Below are 22,560 nucleotides of genomic sequence, written 5' to 3'. Positions count from 1 at the left end.
TAAACGCCATGCACAGGCTGTTGCAGCTGCTGAACGCGCTGGCGCTGATCGCCTGGCCATTGCTGGTATGGCTGGCGCTGACTCACCCGCAGTGGCGCGGCGTGCTGGTGCTGCTGGCGCTGGTGTTTGCGGCGCGCATCTGGAGCCTGCGTCAGGCGCAGGGCGCGCTGAACCGCACGCTGCTGCTGCTGGCGCTGATCGGCTGCCTGCTGTCTCTCGCCAGTATCGTGTTGCGGGCGCAGCATCTGCTGCTGTGGTATCCGGTGGTGGTGAATGGCCTGTTGCTTCTGCTGTTCGCCGCGTCGCTGTTCAGCCCGATGCCGCTGGTAGAGCGCCTGGCGCGCCTGCGTGAACCTCAGCTGCCGCCGCGTGCCGTCCGTTATACCCGACGCGTGACGCAGGTGTGGTGCGGGTTTTTTATTTTCAACGGCAGCGTGGCCCTGACTACCTGCCTGCTGAGTCATATCCGGCTATGGACACTCTGGAACGGGTGCATCAGCTATGTGCTGATGGGCGCGCTGATGGGCGGCGAATGGCTGCTGCGTCAGCGCATGAGGAAACACGCATGAAGGCCGTGGCGATTCGCGACTGGCTGCACGGCGCCGATCGTCTCGTCGCCTGGCAGGGGCAACAGCTGCATACGCTGGCGCAGATGCGGCAGCAGGTGCTGGGCTTAACCCATCAGCTACAGGCGCAGCCTGGCGCACGCTGGGCGCTGTGCTTTGACAACAGTTACCACTTTACCGTGGCGCTGCTGGCGAGCTGGTACGCCGGCAAAACGCCGGTCATCCCCGGCCACTGCCGCGCAGCGCAGCTGGAAGAGATGCACGACAGTCTTGATGGCGTGATCAGCGATATGCCGCTGGCGGTCACCCTGCCACAGCTACGCTGGGACGGCGCGCTGGCGCAGGGCGCCCTGCCAGATATAGCGGCGCAGGCGAGTCTGGTGCTGTTCACCTCCGGCTCAACCGGAACGCCTCGTTGCGTGGTCAAATCACTGCGCGCTATGGATCTGGAAGCTCAGTGGCTGGCCGATCTGTGGGGCACGCGTCTGCAGGCGTGTCACGTCATTGCCTCGGTAAGCCATCAGCATCTGTATGGCCTGAGTTTTCGCATTATTCTGCCGATGGCGCTCGGCCTGCCGTTCGCCGCGCAGCAAATTTTTTATGGTGAGCAACTGGCGGATCAGCGTGCCGATCGCCGCTACGCCTTTATCAGCAGCCCGGCGTTTTTGCGCCGGCTGGACACGGCGCTGGTGGCGCCGCCCTGTGCACTGATTGTCTCCGCGGGCGGCGCGTTGCCGGGCGCGGATGCGCAACGCGCGCAGCAAACGCTGGACTGCGCGGTGGATGAAATTTACGGCAGTACCGAAACCGGGGTGATCGCGTGGCGCCGGGCCAGCGATGACGCTGCGCTGTGGCAGTGTTTCCCCCACGTCTCGCTGCGCGAGATCGCGCCGCAGCGCTGGCAGGTCTTCTCCGATCTGCTGGAGAGCCGCGCGGGCTGTGCGCTGGACGACCGTATTGTGCAGCAGCCGTCGGGCCAGTTTCAGCTGGCAGGGCGCCAGGATCGGGTGGTGAAAATTGAAGACAAGCGCGTGTCGCTGAGCGAAGTAGAGCGTCGCCTGCTGGCGCTGCCTTGTGTGGAAGATGCCGCCGCGCTGGCGATTCAGCGTCACGGCCGCCATGCCATCGCGGTGGTGCTGGCGCTGCCGCAGCTGCCAGACGCCGCCACGCTGCACCAGCGTAAACAACAATGGAAACGCGCGCTGCAACCCTGGCTGGAGCCGGTCGCCATGCCGCGCTACTGGCGTGTGGTGACGGCAATTCCGGTCACCGCGCAGAGCAAACGCGCATGGCCGCAGATAGAGGAACTGTTTGATGTTACCGGTTGAATTAAACGCGCAACAGCAGGATGGCACGCTCACCCTGCGCCTGCTGGTGGCTGCCGACCTGCTATGGTTTCGCGGCCACTTCCCGACGCTGCCGATTCTGCCGGGAGTGGCGCAGCTTGACTGGGTGCTGCACTACGGCCTGACGCGCCTCGCGCCGGGTAAGAGTTTTGCCTCGATTGAAAACATCAAATTCCAGCAGCCGGTGCCGCCGGATGCGCAGCTGGAACTGCAGTTGCAGTGGCTGCCGGAAAAGTCGCTGTTGAGTTTTCGCTACGCGCTGCTGCGCGGTGCGCAGGCTGAGGTCGCCAGCAGCGGGAAGATTCGCCTGTGCTGAGTGCCTCTTTTGCGCCCTGCGTGCTGATTCCCTGCTACAACCACGGTGCCATGCTGGCGTCGGTGCTGGCGCGGCTGGCCCCGTTCAACCTGCCGGTGATCGTGGTCGACGACGGCAGCGATGCCCGGACCAAACAGCACATCGCTGCGCTGGATGCGCCGCAGCTCCGGGTGCTGACGCTGCCGCACAACCAAGGTAAGGGAGCGGCGGTGATTGCCGGACTGCGCGCCGCCGCGGCCGTGGGCTTTAGTCATGCGCTGCAGCTGGACGCCGACGGACAGCATCAGGTGGAGGACACACCGCGCATGCTGGCAGAGGCCGAACGCTATCCGCACTGCCTGATCTCCGGCCAGCCGCAGTACGATGCCTCAATCCCGAAATCCCGGCTCTATGGACGCTACATCACCCATTTCTGGGTATGGGTGGAAACGCTGTCGTTTTCGCTGAAAGACAGCATGTGCGGTTTCCGCGTCTATCCGCTGGCAGCGTCGCTTGAGCTGTGCGATCGCCGCGCTATCGGCCAGCGCATGGATTTTGACACCGAGATCATGGTGCGCCTCTACTGGCAGGGCACGCCGAGCCGGTTTATCCGCACGCGCGTGACCTATCCGCCGAGCGGCGTCTCACACTTTGACGCGCTGCATGACAACCTGCGTATCTCGTGGATGCACACCCGTCTGTTCTTTGGCATGCTGCCACGCATCCCGCAGCTGCTATCCCGCCGGCGTCAGCAGGCGCACTGGGCAGCGACGCCAGAGCGCCGCGGCCAGTGGGGGCTGCGCTTTATGCTGTGGCTGTACCAGCGTGCCGGCCGCCTGCCGTTTATTCTGCTGCTGTGGCCGGTGGTGGCGGTGTACTGGCTCAGCGGTCGCGCGGCGCGGGCGGCGTCGCAGCAGTGGCTGACGCGCGTACAGGCCGTGGCGCATCAACAGCAGATTGCGCTGCCGCGGCCGCTCAGCAGCTATTGCCACTTCCTGCGTTTTGGCAACAGCATGCTGGATAAAGTCGCCAGCTGGCGCGGTGACCTGCAATGGGGACGCGATATCGACTTCGCGCCCGGTGCGGAAACGGTGATTCGCGCCGCTGAAGGCAAAGGCCAGCTGATTCTCGCCTCGCATCTGGGCGATATCGAAGCCTGCCGGGCGATGGCGAAGCAGGTCAGCGGTCTGGTGATCAACGCGCTGGTGTTCACCGACAACGCCCAGCGCTTCCGCGCAGTGCTGGAGAGCATTGCGCCGCAGGCGGGCGTCAATCTGCTGCCGGTCAGTGATATCGGCCCGGACACCGCAATTTTACTGCAGCAAAAGCTGGATGCCGGTGAGTGGGTGGCCATTGTTGGCGACCGCACCGCCGTGCAGCGTCAGCGCGGCGGCGAACGGCGCGTGGTGTGGAGTGAATTTATGGGCCAACCGGCACCGTTCCCGCAGGGACCCTTTGTGCTGGCGGCGGCGCTGCGCTGTCCGGTGCTGCTGATGTTCGCGCTGCGCCAGCAGGGCAAACTGCGCGTGCACTGCGAGGCCTTTGCCGATCCTTTACCGCTGCCGCGCAATGGGCGACAGCAGGCGCTGCAGGCGGCGGTCGATCGCTACGCTGCGCGCCTGCAGCATCATGCCCTGCTGGCACCGCTGGACTGGTTTAACTTTTACGATTTCTGGGCTCTGCCCGAAGAGGAGCAACGCGATGCGTGACGCAAGCTGGCGCGCGGAGATTGAACGGGTGGTCTCGTTTCATGACTGCGATCCGATGGGCGTGGTGTGGCACGGCAACTATTTCCGCTACTTCGAAGTGGCGCGTGAAGCGCTGCTGCGCAGCATCAACTACAGCTATGCAGAGATGAGCGCCAGCGGCTACGTCTGGCCGGTGGTCGATACCCGGGTTAAATACCGCCTGCCGCTGCGCTGTGAAGAGGCCATTCGTGTTGAAGCCAGCATCAGCGAATATGAAAACCGGCTGCGCATCGATTATGTCATCCGTAACGCTGCCGGGCAGGTGACCACCAAAGCGCACACGCTGCAGGTGGCGGTCAGCGCCAGCACGCAGGAGATGTGCTTTGTCTCGCCGGATATTCTGCTGCAGCGTTTGGGGGTGTCATCATGATTCGTCTGTTCTGCCTGCTGCTGACGTTGCTCAGCGCCAGCGCCAGCGCGGTGACGCTGGAACAGCTACAGCAGCGCTTTGCCAGCCAGCCGGTGATTCGCGCCAGCTTTGTTCAGGTGCGCAGCATCGCTGGCATGGCACAGCCGCTGGTGTCGCGCGGCCAGCTGTTGATTGCTCAGCAGCAGGGGCTGTGGTGGCACCAGGCGACACCGTTCCCGATGACGCTGATTCTGGATGATCACCGCATGGTGCAAAGCATGAGCGGCCAGCCACCGCAGGTGATCACCGCTGACAGCAATCCGCAGATGTTCCAGTTTAACCATCTGTTGCGCGCGCTGTTCCAGGCGGATGAGCAGGTACTGCGCGAGAATTTTGTGCTCGATTTCCACGATGACGGTGGCGACGGCTGGCAGCTGAGCCTGACGCCGAAAGCGGCACCGCTGAATAAGATCTTCAACCGCATCGATCTGCAGGGCGCGGCGTATCTCAACCGCATTACGCTGGATGACCGCCAGGGCGATAAAACGGAAATCACCCTGAGCGATACCCGTACGCAGCCCGGCCAACTGACTGATGAAGAGCGAGCCCGTTTTGCCGCAGCGCAGTGAGATTTTTGCCGCGCGCGCCTGGCTGGCCGTCTGTCTGCTGCTGATGCTGGCGCTGGCCTGGTTACTGCCGCGCAGCCACATTAACAGCAGCGTGCTGGCTCTGCTGCCGCAGCAGAATCTTGGCCAGGCACCGGCGGAGATTCAGCAGGGCTTTATGCAGCGGCTCGACCGCCAGCTGGTGTGGCTGGTAAGTGCGCCTGGTGCGGACGGTGACGCCGCCGCCGCGTGGTTGCAGGCGCAGCTCCGGGCACTGCCGATGCTCAGTGAGGTTAGCGGCGCGCTGGATGATGATCAGCTGCAGCGCTGGGGAAGCTTTGCTTATCAGCATCGCAACGGGCTGATCGATCCGCTGACGCGTGCGCGACTGCAGCACGGCGGCGGCGCGCAGGCCGACTGGATTCTGGCGCAGCTGTTTTCGGCGTTTGCCGGGGTGAGCAGCAAAGAGCTTGCCGGTGACCCGCTGCTGCTGGTGCGTGGCGCGCAGCTGGCGCTGCAGCAGAACGCCAGCAAAATGGTGCTGCACAACGGCTGGCTGACGGTCAGCGATGCGCAGCAGCGCCGCTGGTATTTTCTGCACGGCGAACTGGTACATAACGCCTTCAGCATGGCGCAGAGCCATCAGCTGGTCAGCGCGCTGCATCAGCTTGAGCAGCAGTTGAAACAGCGCTGGCCGCAGGCGCAGCTGCTGACGCGCGGCACGGTGCTGTTCAGCGACGATGCCAGCCAGCGCGCGCAGCATGATGTTGCCACGCTGGGCAGCGTGACGCTGGGCGGTTTGCTGCTGCTGGTGTGGCTGGTGTTTCGATCACTGCGGCCGCTGGCGCTGAGCGCGCTGTCGGTAGCCATCGGGGCGATGGCCGGCACCGTGTTCACGCTGCTGTTTTTTGGTGAGCTGCATCTCACCACGCTGGTGATGAGTCTCAGTATTGTCGGCATCTCGGCCGATTATACGCTGTACTACCTGACGGAACGCATGGTGCACGGCGAGCACGCCACACCGTGGCAGAGTCTGCATAAAGTGCGCGGTACGCTGCTGCTGGCGCTGGGCACCACGGCGATCGCCTGGCTGCTGATGTTGCTGGCACCGTTTCCCGGGCTGCGCCAGCTGGCGGTATTTGCCGCCAGCGGCCTGAGCGCCTCGTGCCTGACGGTGATCTGTTTCTATCCGTGGCTGGTGCGCGGTCTGCCGGTGCGACCGGTGCCGGCGATGGTGTGGCTGGCGCGCTGGCTGGCCGCGTGGCGCCGCCAGCGCGGGCTGCGCGTCGGGTTACCGCTGCTGGTAGCCCTTTACGCGCTGAGCGGCATCTTACAGCTGCGCGTCGACGATAATATTGCTCATCTGCAGAGCGCGCCGGCGCAGCTGCTGGCGCAGGATCGCCAGCTGGCGCAGCTCACCGGGCAACAGGCCGATCAAACCTGGTTTGTCGTCTGGGGTGATAACGAGCAGCAGGTGTTGCAGCGGCTTAATGCGCTGGCGCCCGAACTGCAGCGCGCGCAGCAGCAGGGCTGGCTGGCGAGCTATCGCCTGCTGCCGCTCAGCACGCTTGAACAGCAGCAGCAGGATGTCGCGCTGTTACAGCAGGCGGCCCCAACTATCATGGCGCGTCTGCAACAGGCCGGGATTAATCCGGCGCAGGCCAGTCTGCAGCCGATGCCGGTCAGCGTGCAGGCGTGGCTGGCGAGTCCGCTGAGTGAAGGCTGGCGGTTGCTGTGGCTGTCGCTGCCTGACGGACGCAGCAGCGTGCTGGTCCCGGTGAGCGGCGTGCAGAACAGTGCCGCGCTGCAAAAGCTGGCGACAGCGCAGGCAGGTGTGAGCTGGGTTGATCGCAAGGCCCGTTACGATGAGCTGTTTGGCTTCTGGCGCACGTTGCTAAGCGGCCTGCTGGCGCTGGCGCTGCTGCTGATCACCGTCAGCTATACCCTGCGCCTTGGCCTCAAAGCCGGGCTGCGCAGCGCGCTGCCGTCATGGCTGTCGCTGGCGGCCGCGCTGGCCACGCTCGGCTGGCTGGGTGCCAGTCTGAATCTGTTTGCGCTGCTGGCGCTGATTCTGGTGCTGGGCATTGGCATCAATTACACGCTGTTCTTCAGTAATCCGCGCGGCACGCCGCTGACGTCGATGCTGGCGGTGACGCTGGCGATGATGACCACGCTGCTGACGCTGGGCATGCTGGTATTCAGCAGCACCAGCGCCATCAGCAGCTTTGGTACCGTGCTGTGCAGCGGAATTTTTTGTGCATTTTTACTGGCGCCGCTGGCGCTGGCGGGCGGAAAAAGGAAATCACGATGAGAATGGGTGCGTTACTGCTGGCGCTCAGCCTGCTGCTGAGCGGATGTGCGTCTCACCATGACGAGTCCAGCCGGCCCACGGCCTGGCTCAAACCCGGCGTGCGCGTCACGCTGCCGGCACCGGGTATCTCGCCCGGCTTTCAGCAGCAGCAGTTGCTGACCGGGCGCGTGAAGGGCAAAACCCAGTCATTGCTGGTGCTGCTCAGCGCGAATGCGCAGCAGATCTCGCTGGCCGGGCTGTCATCGCTTGGCATCCGGCTATTCCGCGTCACTTACGATCAACAGGGGATTCATACCCAGCAGATGATGGCGCTGCCCGACCTGCCGCCAGCCAGCCAGGTGCTGGCCGATATTATGCTGAGCTACTGGCCGGTCAGCGCGTGGCAGCCGCAATTGCCGTCCGGCTGGACGCTACGCGATGTGGGCGACCGGCGCGAATTGCGCGATGCTTCCGGCCAGCTGATCAGCCAGATTCATTATCTGCAGCGCGGGGAACAGCGTGAGCCGATTAGCGTTGATCAGCGCGCCTTTGGCTATCAGATTCACATCCAGCATCTGGACGCCTCCTCATGATTTACCTGTCGGCTTTTGGCATGGTCAATGCGCTGGGCAGCAGCCTGGCGCAGATTGCCGCCCAGCTACAGCAGGGCACAGCGCCCGGCATGCAGCCGCGTGACGGCTGGTTAGCGCAGGGCAAACGCTGCTGGCTGGGTGAAGTGCCGGGCGCGCTGCCGCCGGTACCGGCTGAACTGGCGGCGCATGATACGCGTAACAATCGTTTGCTGCTGGCGGCGCTGCAGCAGTGTCAGCCAGCGCTGGATGAGGCGATTACGCGCTATGGTCGCGCCCGCGTGGCCACCGTGCTGGGCACCAGTACTTCCGGCGTGGATGAGGGCGATCGGCAGACGGACGGCGGTCATGCCGGTTATGACTACCGGATGCAGGAACTGGGCGATCCGTCGCGCTTTCTGGCGCACTATCTGCAGCTGGATGGCCCGGCGTACACGATTTCTACGGCCTGCTCCTCCAGCGCGCGCGCCATCATCAGCGGGGCGCGGCTGATTGCTGCCGGTCTGGCCGACGTGGCGCTGGTTGGCGGTGCGGACTCGCTCAGCCGCATGCCGATTAACGGCTTTGCCAGCCTCGATTCGCTGTCGGAACATCACTGCGCACCGTTCAGCGCCGGGCGCGACGGTATTTCGATTGGTGAAGCGGCGGCGCTGCTGCTGCTGACGCGCGAGCCACAGCCACTGGCGCTGCTGGGCTGCGGTGAATCGTCAGATGCCTGGCACATGTCAGCGCCGCATCCGCAGGGCGTGGGCGCGGAAGCCGCCATGCGCATGGCGCTGCAGCAGGCCGGTTTGCAGCCGCACGAGGTGGGCTATATCAATCTGCACGGTACCGCCACGCCGCTCAACGATCAGGTTGAAGCAGCGGTGATTCACCGCCTGTTTGGCGATGCCGTGCCGTGCAGCTCCACCAAGCACCTCACTGGCCACACGCTGGGCGCAGCAGGCGCCACCGAAGCCGCGCTGGCGGCCCTGATTATCCAGCAACAGTTGTCGCTGCCGCCGCAGGATTTTTCGCATGCGACGCAGGATAGTACGCTGCCGCCCTGTGGACTGCTGACGGTGGCACAGCCGCTGGCGCGCCCGGTGATTGCCTCCAACTCATTTGCCTTTGGCGGGAACAATACCTGCCTGATTGTAGGATCTTCGCATGAATGATTTTTTGCCGGTGGGCGATTACCTGCCGCATCGCGCGCCGCTGTTGCTGCTTGAGCGCGTGCTTGACGTCACGCCAGACAGCGTTGTCTGTGCGGTCACGGTGAGCCCGCACGGCGTGCTGGCACCGTTTCTCACGCCGCAGGGCGAACTGCCGGCGTGGTTTGGCGTCGAGATTATGGCGCAGACCGTGGGCGTCTGGTCCGGCTTTCATGCCCGCCAGCGCGGCGCCAGTGACATCCGCCCCGGCATGCTGCTGGGCGGGCGCGGCTATCGCGCCAGTGCGTCCACCTTCGCGGCACACAGTGCGTTGCAGATTGAGATGCACCTGCTGATGCGCGATGACAAGCTGGGCAGTTTTGAGGGCGAGATCCGCTGCGGCACCAGCCTGCTGGCCAGCGGACGACTGAACACCTACCAGCCCGACGACGACGAATTAACCCGATTAGCGCAACAAGGAACCGAGTGATGACCCGCAGCGTATTAGTAACCGGGGCCAGTAAAGGTATTGGCCGTGCCATGGCTTTACGTCTGGCCGCCGACGGATTTGATATTGTGGTGCATTACCACCGCGACGCCGCCGGTGCGCAGCAGACGCTGGCGCAGATCGTTGCCGCAGGCGGCCGCGGCCGCACGCTGCAGTTTGACGTGGCACAGCGGGAAGCCACGCGTAACGCGCTGGAGCAGGATATCGCTGCGCACGGTGCTTATTATGGTGTGATCAGCAATGCGGGCATTACCCGCGACGGTGCTTTTCCGGCGCTCACCGAAGACGAATGGGACAGCGTGATCCACACCAACCTCGACAGCTTCTACAACGTGATTCATCCCTGCGTCATGCCGATGATCGGCCTGCGCCAGGGCGGACGCATCATTACCCTCTCTTCGGTATCTGGCATGATGGGCAACCGCGGGCAGGTCAACTATAGCGCGGCCAAGGCCGGTATCATCGGCGCCACGAAAGCGCTGGCGATTGAACTGGCGAAACGCAAAATCACCGTTAACTGTATCGCGCCAGGTTTGATCGATACCGGCATGACCGATCTTGAGCCACAGGTAATCGACGAAGCGCTGAAAATCATTCCGATGAAACGTATGGGCGCGGCAGACGAAGTCGCTGGCCTGGCCAGCTATCTGATGTCGGATATCGCTGGCTACGTTACGCGGCAGGTGATTTCCATCAACGGAGGGATGTTGTGATGCAGCGGGTAGTGGTTACCGGTATGGGCGGCGTCACCGCTTTCGGTGAGAGCTGGAGCGCGGTGGCGCAGCGCATTAAACAGGGCCAGAATGCGGTACGTAAAATGCCGGAGTGGCAAGTCTATGATGGCCTGCACACGCTGCTGGGCGCGCCGATCGATGACTTCACGCTGCCGCCGCACTACACGCGTAAACGCATCCGCGCCATGGGCCGCGTCTCACTGCTGGCGACGCGTGCCACCGAGCTGGCGCTGGAGCAGGCCGGCCTGATTGACCATCCGGTGCTGACCAATGGTGAAACCGGCATCGCCTATGGGTCTTCGACCGGCAGCACCGGTCCGGTGAGCGAATTCGCCACCATGCTGACGGAAAAGCACACCAACAACATCACCGGCACCACCTACGTGCAGATGATGCCGCACACCACGGCGGTAAACGCCGGGCTGTTTTTTGGTCTGCGCGGTCGCGTGATCCCCACGTCCAGCGCCTGCACTTCCGGCAGCCAGGCGATTGGCTACGCGTGGGAAGCCATTCGCCATGGCTATCAGACCGTGATGGTCGCGGGCGGGGCAGAGGAGCTGTGCCCCTCGGAAGCCGCCGTGTTCGATACGCTGTTTGCCACCAGCCAGCGTAACGACGCGCCGCACACCTCGCCGGCACCGTTCGATCAACAGCGCGACGGTCTGGTGATTGGCGAAGGGGCGGGCACGCTGATTCTGGAATCGCTGGCACATGCGCAGGCGCGCGGCGCGACCATCTATGCGGAGCTGGTCGGTTTTCACACTAACTGTGACGCGGCCCATATCACTCAGCCGCAGCGTGAAACCATGCAGATTTGTATTCAGCGCGCGCTGGACAGCGCAGGGGTGACGGCAGCGCAGATTGGTTACATTAACGCACACGGTACCGCCACCGATCGCGGCGATATTGCCGAAAGCCAGGCGACGGCAGCGATTTTTGGCAATCGTACGCCCATCTCTTCGCTGAAAAGCTACTTCGGTCACACGCTGGGTGCCTGCGGCGCGCTGGAAGCGTGGATGAGTATTGAGATGATGCGTGAGGGCTGGTTTGCGCCAACGCTGAATCTGACGCAGCCCGCCGCCGAATGCGGTGAGCTGGATTACATCACTGGCGCGCCCCGGCAGCTTCAGACCGATTACGTCCAGTCAAACAACTTTGCTTTTGGCGGTATCAACACCTCGCTGGTGTTTAAACGCTGGCGCGACGCCTGAGTCTCTCCGTTTACCCCTCATTCCCGTCGCCCGGCGGGAATCTTCCTCCCCGATGATGCCTCTGGCGGTGATACACCGCCGGATTTCGCTTGCATTTGTCTGTACGCTGCGCATAATCGCAAACCGCAATAATAATGATTCTCAGTATAATTTACATCAGGGGATAACCATGCGCAGAACGCCTTTCAATCCCGGAATGAAACCGACGCTGCTGGCCATGCTGGTCAGCGCCGGTTGTTTGCCAGTGATGGCTGCTACCACTAACACCAGTAATGCTCCTCAGGGCGCTAACGAACAGCAGACGCTGACCGTTACCGCCACGCCGCAGAGTGAATTCAAACCCGGCGGCAACGACTTAGTACCGGCCTTTCTCGACGGCCAGATTGCCCACGGCGGTCGCCTCGGCATGCTGGGCGAGCAAAACGCCATGGACGTGCCGTTCAACGTCATCGGCTATACGGCAAAAATGATTCAGGACCAGCAAGCGCAAACCATCGCCGATGTGGTGCGCAACGATGCGGGCGTGCAGAACGTCAAAGGTTACGGCAATTTTGCTGAAACTTACCGCATTCGGGGTTTCACTCTCGACGGCGATGATATGACTTTCGGCGGTCTGCCGGGCGTGGTGCCGCGCCAGGTGATGGACGCTTCGCTGATCGATCGCGTGGAGATCTTCAAAGGCGCCAACAGTCTGGTTAACGGCGCAGCCAGTTCCGGCGTCGGCGGTATGATCAACCTCGAGCCGAAACATGCCGAAGATACGCCGATCAATCGCGTGGGCCTCGATTACACCTCCTCGTCTCAGGTCGGCGGAACGCTGGACGTGGGGCGTCGCTTTGGCGATAACAATCAGTTTGGCGTGCGGTTTAACGCCGTGCATCGCGAGGGCGAAACCGGCGTTGACGGCGAGAAAAAACGCACCACGGCGGCTTCGGTCGGTCTTGATTATCGCGGCGACCGGCTGCGCACCTCGCTGGACGTTGGCTATCAGAAGAAAACCTTCCATGACGGCTTACAGGGCGTGAAATTCGCCAGCGCCGGCGTGATCCCGGCGGTGCCGTCAAATTCGCACAACTACAGCCAGAAATGGGTGTACAGCGATATGGAATCTGAATTCGGTATCGCCAAAGCAGAATACGATATTACCGACAGCTGGACGGCCTATACCGGCCTCGGCGCACAGCACGCCCATGAAACCGGCAACTACGGCGCGCCGACCATTACCAACAGCAACGGTGACGGTACCATCAGCAGCTTCTACTCCAACCGTATTCAGGACAACATGAGCGGCATGGTGGGGCTGCGCGGTGAGTTCCACACCGGTTTTGTCAGCCATAAAGTCAACGTGGGTTACTCGGCGCTGACCACCAATGCGAAAAATGCCTACGACATGTCGCTGGTGGGCACGCCGTTTAATATCTACCACAGCGGTGACGTGACGGAACCGGCGGCCACCTTCGCCGGCGGCAAGTTCTCCGATCCGCTTACCACGTCGCGCACCCGCACTCAGGGCTATCTGCTGAGCGATACGCTGGGATTACTGGACGATACGCTGCTGGTGACCGTCGGTGCACGCCATCAGAAAGTGGTGGTGCGCAGCTATAACTACAACACCGGCGCGGAAAGCGTTGATTCGCGCTTCACCAACGACCGCTGGATGCCAACGTACGGCGTGGTTTACAAGCCATGGAAAGAAGTGGCGCTGTACGCGAACCATACGGAAGCGCTGCAGCCTGGTGAAGTGGCACCTAAAGACGCCGTCAACTATGGCACCGTGACCGGCGTGGCGCACTCGAAGCAGAATGAGATCGGTGTGAAAACGGATTTCGGCCGCATCGGCGGCTCGCTGGGGCTGTTTGAAATCCAGAAACCGTCCGGCCTGATCAACAGTGACAATGTCTACGTCATGGATGGCGAGCAGCGCCATCGCGGCGTGGAAGCCAACGTGTTTGGTGAGCCGGTGCTGGGCCTGCGCCTCAACGCCAGCGCCACCTGGATCGATCCGGTGATGAAGAAAACCGCCGGCGGCACTTACGATGGCAAACAGGCGATCGGCGTGCCGCGCTACACCTACGTGCTGGGCGCGGAGTATGACATCAAGCCGGTGGAGGGGCTGACGGCCACGGCGCTGCTCAACCACAGCGGCTCTCAGTATGCCAACTCGGCCAACACCCTCAAGCTGGACAGCTACACCACGCTGGATCTCGGTATGCGTTACCGCATGAAGGTGAATCAGAACGATCTGGTGTGGCGCGTGGCGGTCGAAAACGTCACCAATGAGAAGTACTGGTCAAACGTTGATGACACCGGCACCTATCTCGCGCAGGGCGACCCGCGCACGCTGAAAATCAGCATGAGCTACGATTTCTAAGCGGCCACCACGGGGCGTAGTGACGCTCCGTGGTCTTTTCCGCCAGAAATAGTGCTGTACGTTGGCCGCTATTCCATTACACTCTGTGCGGCAATCCCGCTGAAAAACGCCTCTTTCCTGTTGAGTCATCATGAGTTCACCCGCGCCACCTGACGATCACGACGAACCTTTACGGCAACCGCTGGATGATGCGCACTTCGCCATTGTGGTACTTGCAGTGACCTCGGTTACCCTTATAATCTTCGTCCTGATGCTTACATTATGGATGAGCTGAGGCCAGCAACCGACTACGGACGCCCGCAAGGAGATGTCGATGGAATCCCGGGATGACAAACTGATCGCCATCATTGGACTGCTTTCCGCCTGCCTGATCGGCGTAGTGTTCCTTTTCACCATGACCTGGCTGACGGACGTGCGCCATCCAGCCGATCCGTCACTGGATGTACAAACCTGCCCGCCCAAAACCGCCAGCCCGGTGCAGCACTCTTAATCCTGGGTGCGCCATTTAATCTGCTGACTGCGTAACTCCAGCGCCAGCGCTTCGTGCAGGGTGCGATTGCCATTGGGATCGCCCAGACCAAACAGCGCGCCAGGCGAGCGCCGATCGTCGGCCCACGCCGGATACTCCACCACCGGATAGAGCGAAATGCCCTCCAGCGCCACGCCCTGCGCTAAGGCCAGCCGCGCTTCATCACTGACATGCCGCAGCCAGGGCGCGCGCGCGTCGCCTTCCGCGCCGGTTTCTGCCAGCAGTAGCGGGCGCTGATAACGCTGCCAGCACTGCATCAGCAGCCGGTGCAGCGGCTGACGCTGCGGGTGGTCGGGCGGAATGGTGTCGCCGGAGAAGAACCAGTGGTTGTCGGGATAATAGTTCAGCCCCAGGATGTCGAGAAAATCGGGCTGACCACCCAGCTCCGGCGCATCGCGTCCTGCCAGCCAGTCCCAGGCTTCAAACTGCGCCTGATGCTGGCTGTCGGCATAGGGTTTACTGTCGGGGTTGTGCGGATCGGCGGCGATCTGCACCAGCGGGTCGGTCAGCACGAAGCGGGCGTCCGGATAGACGTCGCGAATGGCGTGCATGGCCGCCAGCGAGGCGCGCACCAATTGACGTTTCAGTTCGCGACCGCGCGCGCTGGCGTAGGGATCGAGCCACGAGACATCGGCGCCGGCCCAGGACCAGAAGGATATCTGATTGATAGGCGTAAAGAACGGCTGCTCCACGCCCTCATCCCGCATCAGCTGAGCCATGGCGCGCGCGAAGCGGCCAAAGTGCTCCACAAACGCCGGCTTCCAGATATCGAGATGATCGGGGTAGCCAAAGTGCGCCAGCTCCCAGATGATTTGTAAATCATGACGCGCCGCCGCGTGAATCATCGGCAGAAAGGTGCGCCAGTCGTATTCACCTGGCGTGGCCTCAATCAGGTGCCAGCGGGCGCCGTCGCGCGCGGTGCGCAATCCCTCCTGCGCCAGCGCGGCGTAATCTTTCTCCAGCAGCATGTCGTGGCCGCTGCTGATGACCATATCCAGTCGTCGCCCGCCGCTGCGGCAGGCGGTAGAGCAGGGGAAGCTGCCCTGAAAAAAGCTGCGAAATAGCCGGGGCTGATGGCGCGGGGATAGCTGAGTCATGATCTTCTCCTCACGAAGAACGCCGGATGCAGAACGCCTGGCTAAGTCTAGACTAAATTAACGCCGCACCCGACGCGGAAGTAGACGGCTCTGATTGCCTTTACGTGCGGTGATACCAACAATAACAGCTTCAGGGTAAGCAGGGATTGAGTATGAGCGAAGCGGCACTGCGTTCCTCACGCGAACGGCCGGGCGACGGGCTGAGAGAACATGCGCAACAGCAATGTGCCCGTCATCCGGGACTGAGCGGCATTCATCCGCTGAACGATGGGCTGGATGCGTTTGCGGCACGCTATCTGCTGATGGGCATGGCGCAGCACACCATCGACGTCCAGTATTACATCTGGCACAACGACATGTCCGGACGCCTGCTGTTCAGCGCGCTGCTGGATGCGGCGGAGCGCGGCGTGCAGGTGCGCCTGCTGCTGGATGACAACAATACGCCCGGGCTGGATGAAACGCTGGCCGAACTCGATCGGCATCCGAATATCGCCGTGCGGCTGTTTAATCCCTTCTCGTTTCGAACCCTGCGCGCGCTGGGCTATCTGACTGACTTCGCCCGCCTGAATCGCCGGATGCACAACAAAAGCCTGACCGTGGACGGCGCGGTAACGCTGGTGGGTGGCCGTAACATCGGCGACGAATATTTTGGCACCGGCAATGAGCCGCTGTTTACCGATCTCGACGTGCTGGCGCTGGGACCGGCGGTAGATGAAGTGGCGGAAGATTTCGCCCGCTACTGGCACAGCAAAGCGGTATCGCCATTGCGCAGCGTCGTGGACACCGGCGCACCGCCGCATGAAGCGGTGCGTTTACCGCCGGAGTGGCAGCAGAGCGAGGCGGTGCAGCGCTATCTGGCGCGGCTGGAGAAATCTTCGTTTGTCAGCCAGCTGGAGCAGGGCTCGTTGAGCATGACCTGGGCACACACGCGGCTGTTAAGTGACGATCCGCGCAAAGGGCTGGGCAAAGCGAAGCGCTCCTCTTTGCTGCCGCAGCGCATGCTGGAGGTGATCGGCACGCCGCAGCAGCAGTTCGATATCATCTCGGCCTATTTTGTCCCGACCCGTGCCGGCGTGGCGCAGCTGCTGGCGCTGAAGCGGCGGGGCGTTAAGATCGCCATCTTAACTAACTCGCTGGCCGCCAATGATGTCACCGTGGTTCACGCCGGCTATGCGCGCTGGCGCAAGAAGCTGCTGCGTCACGGCATTGCGCTCTACGAACTGAAGCCGCAGGCCAATGCCGCGGATGCCCCGCACGATCGCGGCCTGACCGGGAATTCCGGCTCCAGCCTGCACGCCAAGACTTTCACCGTCGATAACCGCAAAGTGTTTATTGGCTCGTTTAATTTCGATCCGCGTTCGGCGGTGCTGAATACGGAGATGGGGCTGGTGATTGAGAGCGAAGCGCTGGCGCAGCAGACCCATCAGCGCTTCAGCAGCGGCATGCGCGACCGCGCCTGGGCACTGCGACTGGATAAGTGGGGCCGCGTTAACTGGGTGGAGTACAGCGGCGAAGCGCGGGAAGTGGTGCATAAGCACGAGCCGCAGTGCACGCTGTTGCAGCGTTTGCTGGTGCGGCTGGTATGGCGTCTGCCGGTGGAGTGGCTGCTATAGCCGGGCTGCACCGCGCGCAGCCCGGCGGGTAAGCACGCCGTTACGTCTGCGCGGAGGTCTCTGGTTTGCGCTGCGGCTTGCCGGAGAACAAAAAGCGCAGCAGCGGGATACGCAGATGAATCTCGTACAGGGCAAAGGCAACGCCAAACACCATCAGCAGGCCGACAAAGAAGCCCAGCGTATTACTGCTGATGTGTGGCGTAACGTAGATGCCGTACAGGATGGTCAGCGGATGGTGCACCAGATAAATAAACAGCGACGCGTTCACCAGATACATGATGCGCGGCGAGTGGCTGTTCAGCAGCTTGTGGCCGAAGCTAAAGCAGACGTTCAGCATACACAAGCCCATCAGCGTAGAAATGATGGCATCAAGCTCGTACAGCCAGCCTTCACCGCTGCTGTAGCGCTGATTCAGGCTGTACGCGATAAACACCGCAATGGCACCAAAGCACATCACCGGATTAAAACGCACAAACAGCGCTTTCAGCGCCTGATGTTTCCAGCTCAGCGCACCCAGCATAAAGAACGGCAGGAAGAACAGCGACTGCATTACCGCAATGCTGAACAGGCCATCCATTAACAGCGCGGGAGCAAAGTGGAAAATCAGCCGGCGGAAGGCGCACCACACCAGCGCATAGGCCAGCAGGGCCAGCGTCAGCTTGCCCCAGCCAACCTGCTGATAATCGATGCGGCGCTGCTGATCGCGCAGCCAGCGGAAGCTCAGCATGCCAAACGCGGTGAGAATCACCAGTACCAGTAAAAACCACAGGTGCGAAATCAGATCCCACATCAGCGCGTTGTACTTGTCATACAGCGAGAAGTTTGCCCAGTCGCCGACTTTGCTGGTGAGATTTTTCAGCATAAAAAACTGCGGCAGGGTAATGAGCGGCACTGCGGTTAACAGCGGAATGCCGACGCGCTCCAGCCGCACCTTCAGCCAGCTGTTGGGCTGATAGCGCAGATAGAGCATATACGAGAAATAACCTGAAATAACAAAGAACACCTGCATGCGGAAGGCGTGAATAAAATCATTCAGCACCGTCAGCCACAGTGAGGCGTCCTGGCTGTTAACCGACCAGCGTTGGGTCGAGTAAATCAGTGAGACGTGAAAAGGCACGCCCAGCAGCATTAAATACGCTCGAATCGAGTCGAGGAAATATTCACGTTCGGGTTTGGCTGAACTCATAAGCTTCCGGTTTGTCAGTTTACTTGCCGGTTTCACCCTGAAACCGGATTATGCCGGACGAAATTCTACCGGCTGTAAACAGCGTATACTATCAGGTGAATCTGTTTCTTAATCTTCCGGGTTTAATTATCCGAAAAGTACACTTTCGGCTTACGAATCAGGGGAACAATCTTTTACATAAGCTGTCGGAAAACCGAATAATCCTTTAAGATAAATGGGTTTGATCTAAGCACACGAAAGGGGGGGATGTGCTGACTAAAGTGAAGAATAATGGCGGGCTGGTGAAGATGCGCTGGGTAGGCGCAGCAGTTCTGCTGGCGTTGTACGCCAACAATAGCTGGGCGTTCAACATTGATGATGTGGCAAAGCAAGCTAAGGCGCTGGCAGGGAAAGGTTTTGAAGCGCCAAAAAGCAATTTACCCTCTCAGTTTCGTGAAATGAAGTTTGCTGACTATCAGCAGATCCAGTTTAACCACGACAAAGCATACTGGGGCAAACTGCGCACGCCGTTTAAGCTCGAGTTCTATCATCAGGGCATGTATTTCGACACGCCGGTGAAAATCAATGAAGTCACCGCGTCTTCGGTACGTGAAATCAAATATAACCCTGACTACTTCAATTTCGGCAACGTGAAACACGATGCCGATGCGGTGAAAAACCTCGGTTTTGCCGGTTTCAAAGTGCTGTATCCTTTAAATAAAAAGGGTAAAGACGATGAGATCACCAGCTTCCTGGGTGCCAGCTATTTCCGCGTGATTGGCGAAGGCCAGGTGTATGGCCTGTCGGCGCGTGGTCTGGCGATTGATACCGCGCTGCCTTCCGGTGAGGAGTTCCCGCGCTTTAAAGAGTTCTGGATTGAGCGGCCGAAGCCGCAGGATAAACAGCTGGTAATTTATGCGCTGCTGGATTCTCCGCGCGCCGCCGGTGCCTATCGCTTTGTGATCCAGCCAGGCAAAGAGTCCACCGTGGACGTGCAGTCTAAAGTGTATCTGCGTGACAACGTCGGTAAACTTGGCGTAGCCCCACTCACCAGTATGTTCCTGTTTGGCGCTAACCAGCCGTCGCCGGTCAGCAACTTCCGTCAGGAACTGCATGATTCAAATGGCCTGTCGATTCACGCCGGAAATGGCGAGTGGATCTGGCGTCCGCTCAATAACCCGAAACACCTGGCGGTCAGCACCTTTACCATCGAAAACCCGAAAGGCTTCGGTCTGCTGCAGCGTGGCCGTGACTTCAGCCATTACCAGGACCTGGACGACCGCTATGATCTGCGTCCAAGCGGCTGGGTTGAGCCGCAGGGCGACTGGGGCAAAGGCCGCGTAGAGCTGGTAGAGATCCCGACGGCGGATGAAACCAACGATAACATCGTGGCCTTCTGGACGCCGGAGAGCCTGCCAGAGCCAGGCAAAGAGATGAACTTCAAATACCGTCTGCACTTTACGCGTGATGAAAACCAGCTGCACCAGGACGATGTGGCTTGGGTGAAAGACACGCTGCGTTCTGCGGGCGATGTGAAGCAGTCTAACCTGGTGCGTCAGCCGGATGGTTCCATCGCCTTTACCGTGGACTTTGTCGGTAAAGCGATGAGCAAGCTGCCGGAAAACACCCAGGTGGCGCCGCAGGTCAGCGTCGGTAACAACGCCGACGTGGTCGAGCAGAGCGTACGCTACAACCCGGTCACCAAAGGCTGGCGTCTGGTGCTGCGTCTGCGCGTGAAAGACAACAAGCAGCCGACCGAAATGCGTGCGGCGCTGGTGAGCGGCGACAAGACATTGACGGAAACCTGGAGCTATCAGTTACCTGCCAATGAATAAATCGACTTATTTACCTCAATCTTACGTGGAGGCGCTGCCGCTTGATGCGGCAGCACGCGCCACGCTCAGCGCCTCGCTGCAGAATGCGCAGGCATTTCATGCCATTCACAGCGCGCTGGGGCAGGATATCGCCGCCAGCGAACGGCCGGACGATGCGCCGCTGAAATCGGTCTCGTCGCGCGTTTCCATGGCGTGGCCGGATTCGCTCGCCGGTGGCCAGCAGCTCAGTAAAGATTATCTCGACCGCACCACGCTGAAGGCGATGCCGCCGGTGAAGCGTTCGCTGATGTTCCCGGAAGCCTGGCGTACTAACCCGATTGCGCGCGCCTGGGATTCCCTGCGCGGGCAGAAAGGCAATCCACGCTATGCCACGGTGGAAGAGCAGAAAGCGGAAGACAAATGGCGCCACGTAGGTTCCATGCGTCGCTACGTGCTGCTGATTCTGACCATTCTGCAGACCGTGGTCGCCACCTGGTACATGAAAACCATTCTGCCGTATCAGGGCTGGACGCTGCTCGATCCGGTCGAGCTGTTTAACCAGAACTGGCTGCAGTCGGTGGAGCTGATCCTGCCGTATATTCTGCAGACCGGCATCCTGTTCCTGTTTGCCATCCTGTTCTGCTGGGTATCGGCCGGTTTCTGGACCGCGCTGATGGGCTTCCTGCAGCTGCTGATCGGTCGCGATAAGTACAGCATCTCGTACTCGACCACCGGTGATGAGCCGCTCAATCCGGAACATCGCACCGCGCTGATCATGCCAATCTGTAACGAAGACGTGGAACGCGTGTTCGCCGGTCTGCGCGCCACCTGGGAGTCAGTGAAACGCACCGGTAACGCGGAGCATTTCGACGTTTACATCCTGAGCGACAGCTACGATGCCGACATCGCCATCGCCGAGCAAAAAGCGTGGATGGAGCTGGTGCGGGATGTCGGTGGGGCAGGCAAGATCTTCTATCGCCGTCGTCGCCGCCGCGTGAAGCGTAAAAGCGGCAACATCGATGACTTCTGCCGTCGCTGGGGCAGCAACTACAGCTACATGGTGGTGCTGGACGCCGACAGCGTGATGAGCGGTGAGTGTCTTACCGGTCTGGTGCGCATGATGGAAGCGAACCCGAACGCCGGTATTATCCAGTCGTCGCCAAAAGCTTCAGGCATGGATACGCTGTATGCGCGCTGTCAGCAGTTCGCCACCCGCGTTTACGGGCCGCTGTTTACCGCCGGTCTGCACTTCTGGCAGCTGGGCGAATCGCACTACTGGGGGCACAACGCCATCATTCGCGTGCAGCCGTTTATTGAACACTGTGCGCTGGCACCGCTGCCGGGTGAAGGCTCCTTCGCCGGTTCGATCCTGTCACATGACTTCGTGGAAGCGGCGCTGATGCGTCGTGCCGGCTGGGGCGTGTGGATCGCCTACGATCTGCCGGGTTCTTATGAAGAGCTGCCGCCGAACCTGCTGGATGAGCTGAAGCGTGACCGTCGCTGGTGCCACGGCAACCTGATGAACTTCCGCCTGTTCCTGGTAAAAGGCATGCACCCGGTGCACCGCGCGGTGTTCCTGACCGGCGTGATGTCCTACCTGTCGGCGCCACTGTGGTTTATGTTCCTTGCGTTGTCGACCGCCCTGCAGGTGGTGCATACGCTGATGGAACCGACCTACTTCCTGCAGCCGCGTCAGCTGTTCCCGGTGTGGCCGCAGTGGCGTCCGGATTTGGCCATTGCGCTGTTCTCCACCACGCTGGTGCTGCTGTTCCTGCCAAAACTGCTCAGCGTGGTGCTGATCTGGTTTAAAGGGGCGAAACCGTACGGTGGCGCATTCCGCCTGTTCCTCTCGCTACTGCTTGAGATGCTGTTCTCGGTGCTGCTGGCACCGGTGCGCATGCTGTTCCACACCGTGTTTGTGGTCAGCGCCTTCCTCGGCTGGGAAGTGGTGTGGAACTCGCCGCAGCGTGACGATGACGCCACGCCGTGGAGCGAAGCGTTCCGTCGCCATGGTTCACAGATGCTGCTGGGCATTGTCTGGGCCGTCGGGATGGGCGTGCTCGATCTCAACTTCCTGTGGTGGCTGGCGCCAATCGTCTTCTCGCTGATTCTGTCGCCGTTTGTCTCGGTGATGTCGAGTCGTGCCACGGTCGGGCTGAAGAGTAAGCGTGCCAGGCTGTTCCTGATCCCGGAAGAGTATGAGCCGCCGAAAGAGCTGGTCGACACCGATCACTATCTGCAGCTGAACCGGGAACGTGCGCTGAAGCATGGCTTTATGCATGCGCTGTTCAATCCGGCGTTCAACGCGCTGGCGACGGCGATGGCGACATCGCGCCATAAGCAGAGCGCACTGCTGGATCACGCACGCGATCGCCGCGTCGATCAGGCATTGAGCGATGCACCGGAAAAACTGAATCGCGAACAGCGTCTGCAGCTGATCAGCGATCCGGTGGTGCTGGCGCGCGTGCACACGCGTTTGTGGGAAAGAGCGGATAAATATCATCAGTGGGTAGAGAGTTATCAGAAACTCACGCTTAACCCGCAGGCGCTGCCTCAGCGCGCCTGACAGGCTAACGGTGATGAAAAAGCGGCAGCG

General features: G+C 61.2%; 19 protein-coding genes. 17 read left to right on the top strand and 2 right to left on the bottom strand.

The features are described from left to right. Window positions 1–8 precede the first annotated feature (8 nt). The 14 genes from FT726_RS04470 to FT726_RS04405 all read left to right on the top strand — a co-directional run bounded on the left by FT726_RS04470 (window position 9) and on the right by FT726_RS04405 (window position 14,236). Complete coding sequence (locus FT726_RS04470; RefSeq protein WP_021508261.1) at window positions 9–569, top strand: hypothetical protein; 561 nt, start codon at window positions 9–11, stop codon at window positions 567–569. Continuing rightward, window positions 566–1,894, top strand: a complete 1,329-nt coding sequence (locus tag FT726_RS04465) for an AMP-binding protein (protein WP_282995859.1) — start codon at window positions 566–568, stop codon at window positions 1,892–1,894. The genes FT726_RS04470 and FT726_RS04465 overlap by 4 nt, the downstream gene beginning before the upstream one ends. Next, entirely contained in the window at window positions 1,881–2,228 is a 348-nt protein-coding gene (locus FT726_RS04460) for a 3-hydroxyacyl-ACP dehydratase FabZ family protein (protein WP_278426553.1), read from the top strand. Before FT726_RS04465 ends, FT726_RS04460 begins: the two co-directional genes overlap by 14 nt. Then, the gene (locus FT726_RS04455) at window positions 2,222–3,916 is read left to right on the top strand and encodes a glycosyltransferase (protein WP_288422667.1); all 1,695 of its coding nucleotides are present in this window, start codon (window positions 2,222–2,224) and stop codon (window positions 3,914–3,916) included. The genes FT726_RS04460 and FT726_RS04455 overlap by 7 nt, the downstream gene beginning before the upstream one ends. After that, window positions 3,909–4,325 (top strand): thioesterase family protein, encoded by a 417-nt coding sequence (locus FT726_RS04450; RefSeq protein WP_021508257.1) that lies wholly within the window; start codon window positions 3,909–3,911, stop codon window positions 4,323–4,325. The genes FT726_RS04455 and FT726_RS04450 overlap by 8 nt, the downstream gene beginning before the upstream one ends. Next, window positions 4,322–4,933 (top strand): outer membrane lipoprotein carrier protein LolA, encoded by a 612-nt coding sequence (locus FT726_RS04445; RefSeq protein ID WP_211725907.1) that lies wholly within the window; start codon window positions 4,322–4,324, stop codon window positions 4,931–4,933. Before FT726_RS04450 ends, FT726_RS04445 begins: the two co-directional genes overlap by 4 nt. After that, window positions 4,899–7,220: an MMPL family transporter gene (locus tag FT726_RS04440; protein ID WP_346302426.1), complete on the top strand. Its 2,322-nt coding sequence runs from the start codon at window positions 4,899–4,901 to the stop codon at window positions 7,218–7,220. Before FT726_RS04445 ends, FT726_RS04440 begins: the two co-directional genes overlap by 35 nt. Further along, window positions 7,217–7,792 (top strand): DUF3261 domain-containing protein, encoded by a 576-nt coding sequence (locus FT726_RS04435; protein WP_288422665.1) that lies wholly within the window; start codon window positions 7,217–7,219, stop codon window positions 7,790–7,792. The genes FT726_RS04440 and FT726_RS04435 overlap by 4 nt, the downstream gene beginning before the upstream one ends. Then, window positions 7,789–8,946, top strand: coding sequence for a beta-ketoacyl-[acyl-carrier-protein] synthase family protein (locus FT726_RS04430; protein ID WP_288422664.1), 1,158 nt, complete (start codon window positions 7,789–7,791; stop codon window positions 8,944–8,946). Before FT726_RS04435 ends, FT726_RS04430 begins: the two co-directional genes overlap by 4 nt. Continuing rightward, complete coding sequence (locus FT726_RS04425) at window positions 8,939–9,412, top strand: hotdog family protein (RefSeq protein WP_021506454.1); 474 nt, start codon at window positions 8,939–8,941, stop codon at window positions 9,410–9,412. Before FT726_RS04430 ends, FT726_RS04425 begins: the two co-directional genes overlap by 8 nt. Next, window positions 9,412–10,143, top strand: coding sequence for a 3-ketoacyl-ACP reductase FabG2 (locus FT726_RS04420; RefSeq protein ID WP_058759685.1), 732 nt, complete (start codon window positions 9,412–9,414; stop codon window positions 10,141–10,143). Before FT726_RS04425 ends, FT726_RS04420 begins: the two co-directional genes overlap by 1 nt. Continuing rightward, window positions 10,143–11,375, top strand: coding sequence for a beta-ketoacyl-ACP synthase (locus FT726_RS04415; RefSeq protein ID WP_222952048.1), 1,233 nt, complete (start codon window positions 10,143–10,145; stop codon window positions 11,373–11,375). The genes FT726_RS04420 and FT726_RS04415 overlap by 1 nt, the downstream gene beginning before the upstream one ends. Window positions 11,376–11,544: 169 nt before the next feature. Continuing rightward, the gene (locus FT726_RS04410; RefSeq protein WP_346302425.1) at window positions 11,545–13,746 is read left to right on the top strand and encodes a TonB-dependent siderophore receptor; all 2,202 of its coding nucleotides are present in this window, start codon (window positions 11,545–11,547) and stop codon (window positions 13,744–13,746) included. 313 nt (window positions 13,747–14,059) lie between these two features. Further along, window positions 14,060–14,236, top strand: a complete 177-nt coding sequence (locus tag FT726_RS04405; protein ID WP_021506450.1) for a hypothetical protein — start codon at window positions 14,060–14,062, stop codon at window positions 14,234–14,236. On the opposite strand, the gene FT726_RS04400 is transcribed toward FT726_RS04405, so the two are convergent. After that, entirely contained in the window at window positions 14,233–15,372 is a 1,140-nt protein-coding gene (locus FT726_RS04400) for a hypothetical protein (RefSeq protein WP_059010467.1), read from the bottom strand. The genes FT726_RS04405 and FT726_RS04400 overlap by 4 nt on opposite strands. Window positions 15,373–15,524: 152 nt before the next feature. On the opposite strand from FT726_RS04400, the gene FT726_RS04395 reads away from it, so the two are divergent. Next, complete coding sequence (locus FT726_RS04395; RefSeq protein ID WP_021506448.1) at window positions 15,525–16,985, top strand: phosphatidylserine/phosphatidylglycerophosphate/cardiolipin synthase family protein; 1,461 nt, start codon at window positions 15,525–15,527, stop codon at window positions 16,983–16,985. A 40-nt stretch (window positions 16,986–17,025) separates the two neighbouring features. Here the strand turns inward: FT726_RS04395 and mdoC are convergent, their stop codons facing one another. Further along, window positions 17,026–18,171, bottom strand: a complete 1,146-nt coding sequence (mdoC, locus tag FT726_RS04390) for a glucans biosynthesis protein MdoC (protein WP_346302424.1) — start codon at window positions 18,169–18,171, stop codon at window positions 17,026–17,028. 278 nt (window positions 18,172–18,449) lie between these two features. On the opposite strand from mdoC, the gene FT726_RS04385 reads away from it, so the two are divergent. Together FT726_RS04385 and mdoH are read left to right on the top strand one after the other, a co-directional pair. Further along, on the top strand, window positions 18,450–19,985 hold the full coding sequence (locus FT726_RS04385; RefSeq protein WP_182688977.1) for a glucan biosynthesis protein G: 1,536 nt from the start codon (window positions 18,450–18,452) through the stop codon (window positions 19,983–19,985). Further along, entirely contained in the window at window positions 19,978–22,530 is a 2,553-nt protein-coding gene (mdoH, locus tag FT726_RS04380) for a glucans biosynthesis glucosyltransferase MdoH (protein WP_282996906.1), read from the top strand. The genes FT726_RS04385 and mdoH overlap by 8 nt, the downstream gene beginning before the upstream one ends. Window positions 22,531–22,560 lie beyond the last annotated feature (30 nt).

The organism is Pantoea sp. Morm, from assembly GCF_016643525.1.
Taxonomy (GTDB): domain Bacteria; phylum Pseudomonadota; class Gammaproteobacteria; order Enterobacterales; family Enterobacteriaceae; genus Pantoea; species Pantoea dispersa.
The sequence above is the reverse complement of the archived record's forward strand: the minus strand, read 5'-3'. Positions and strand labels throughout refer to the sequence as shown.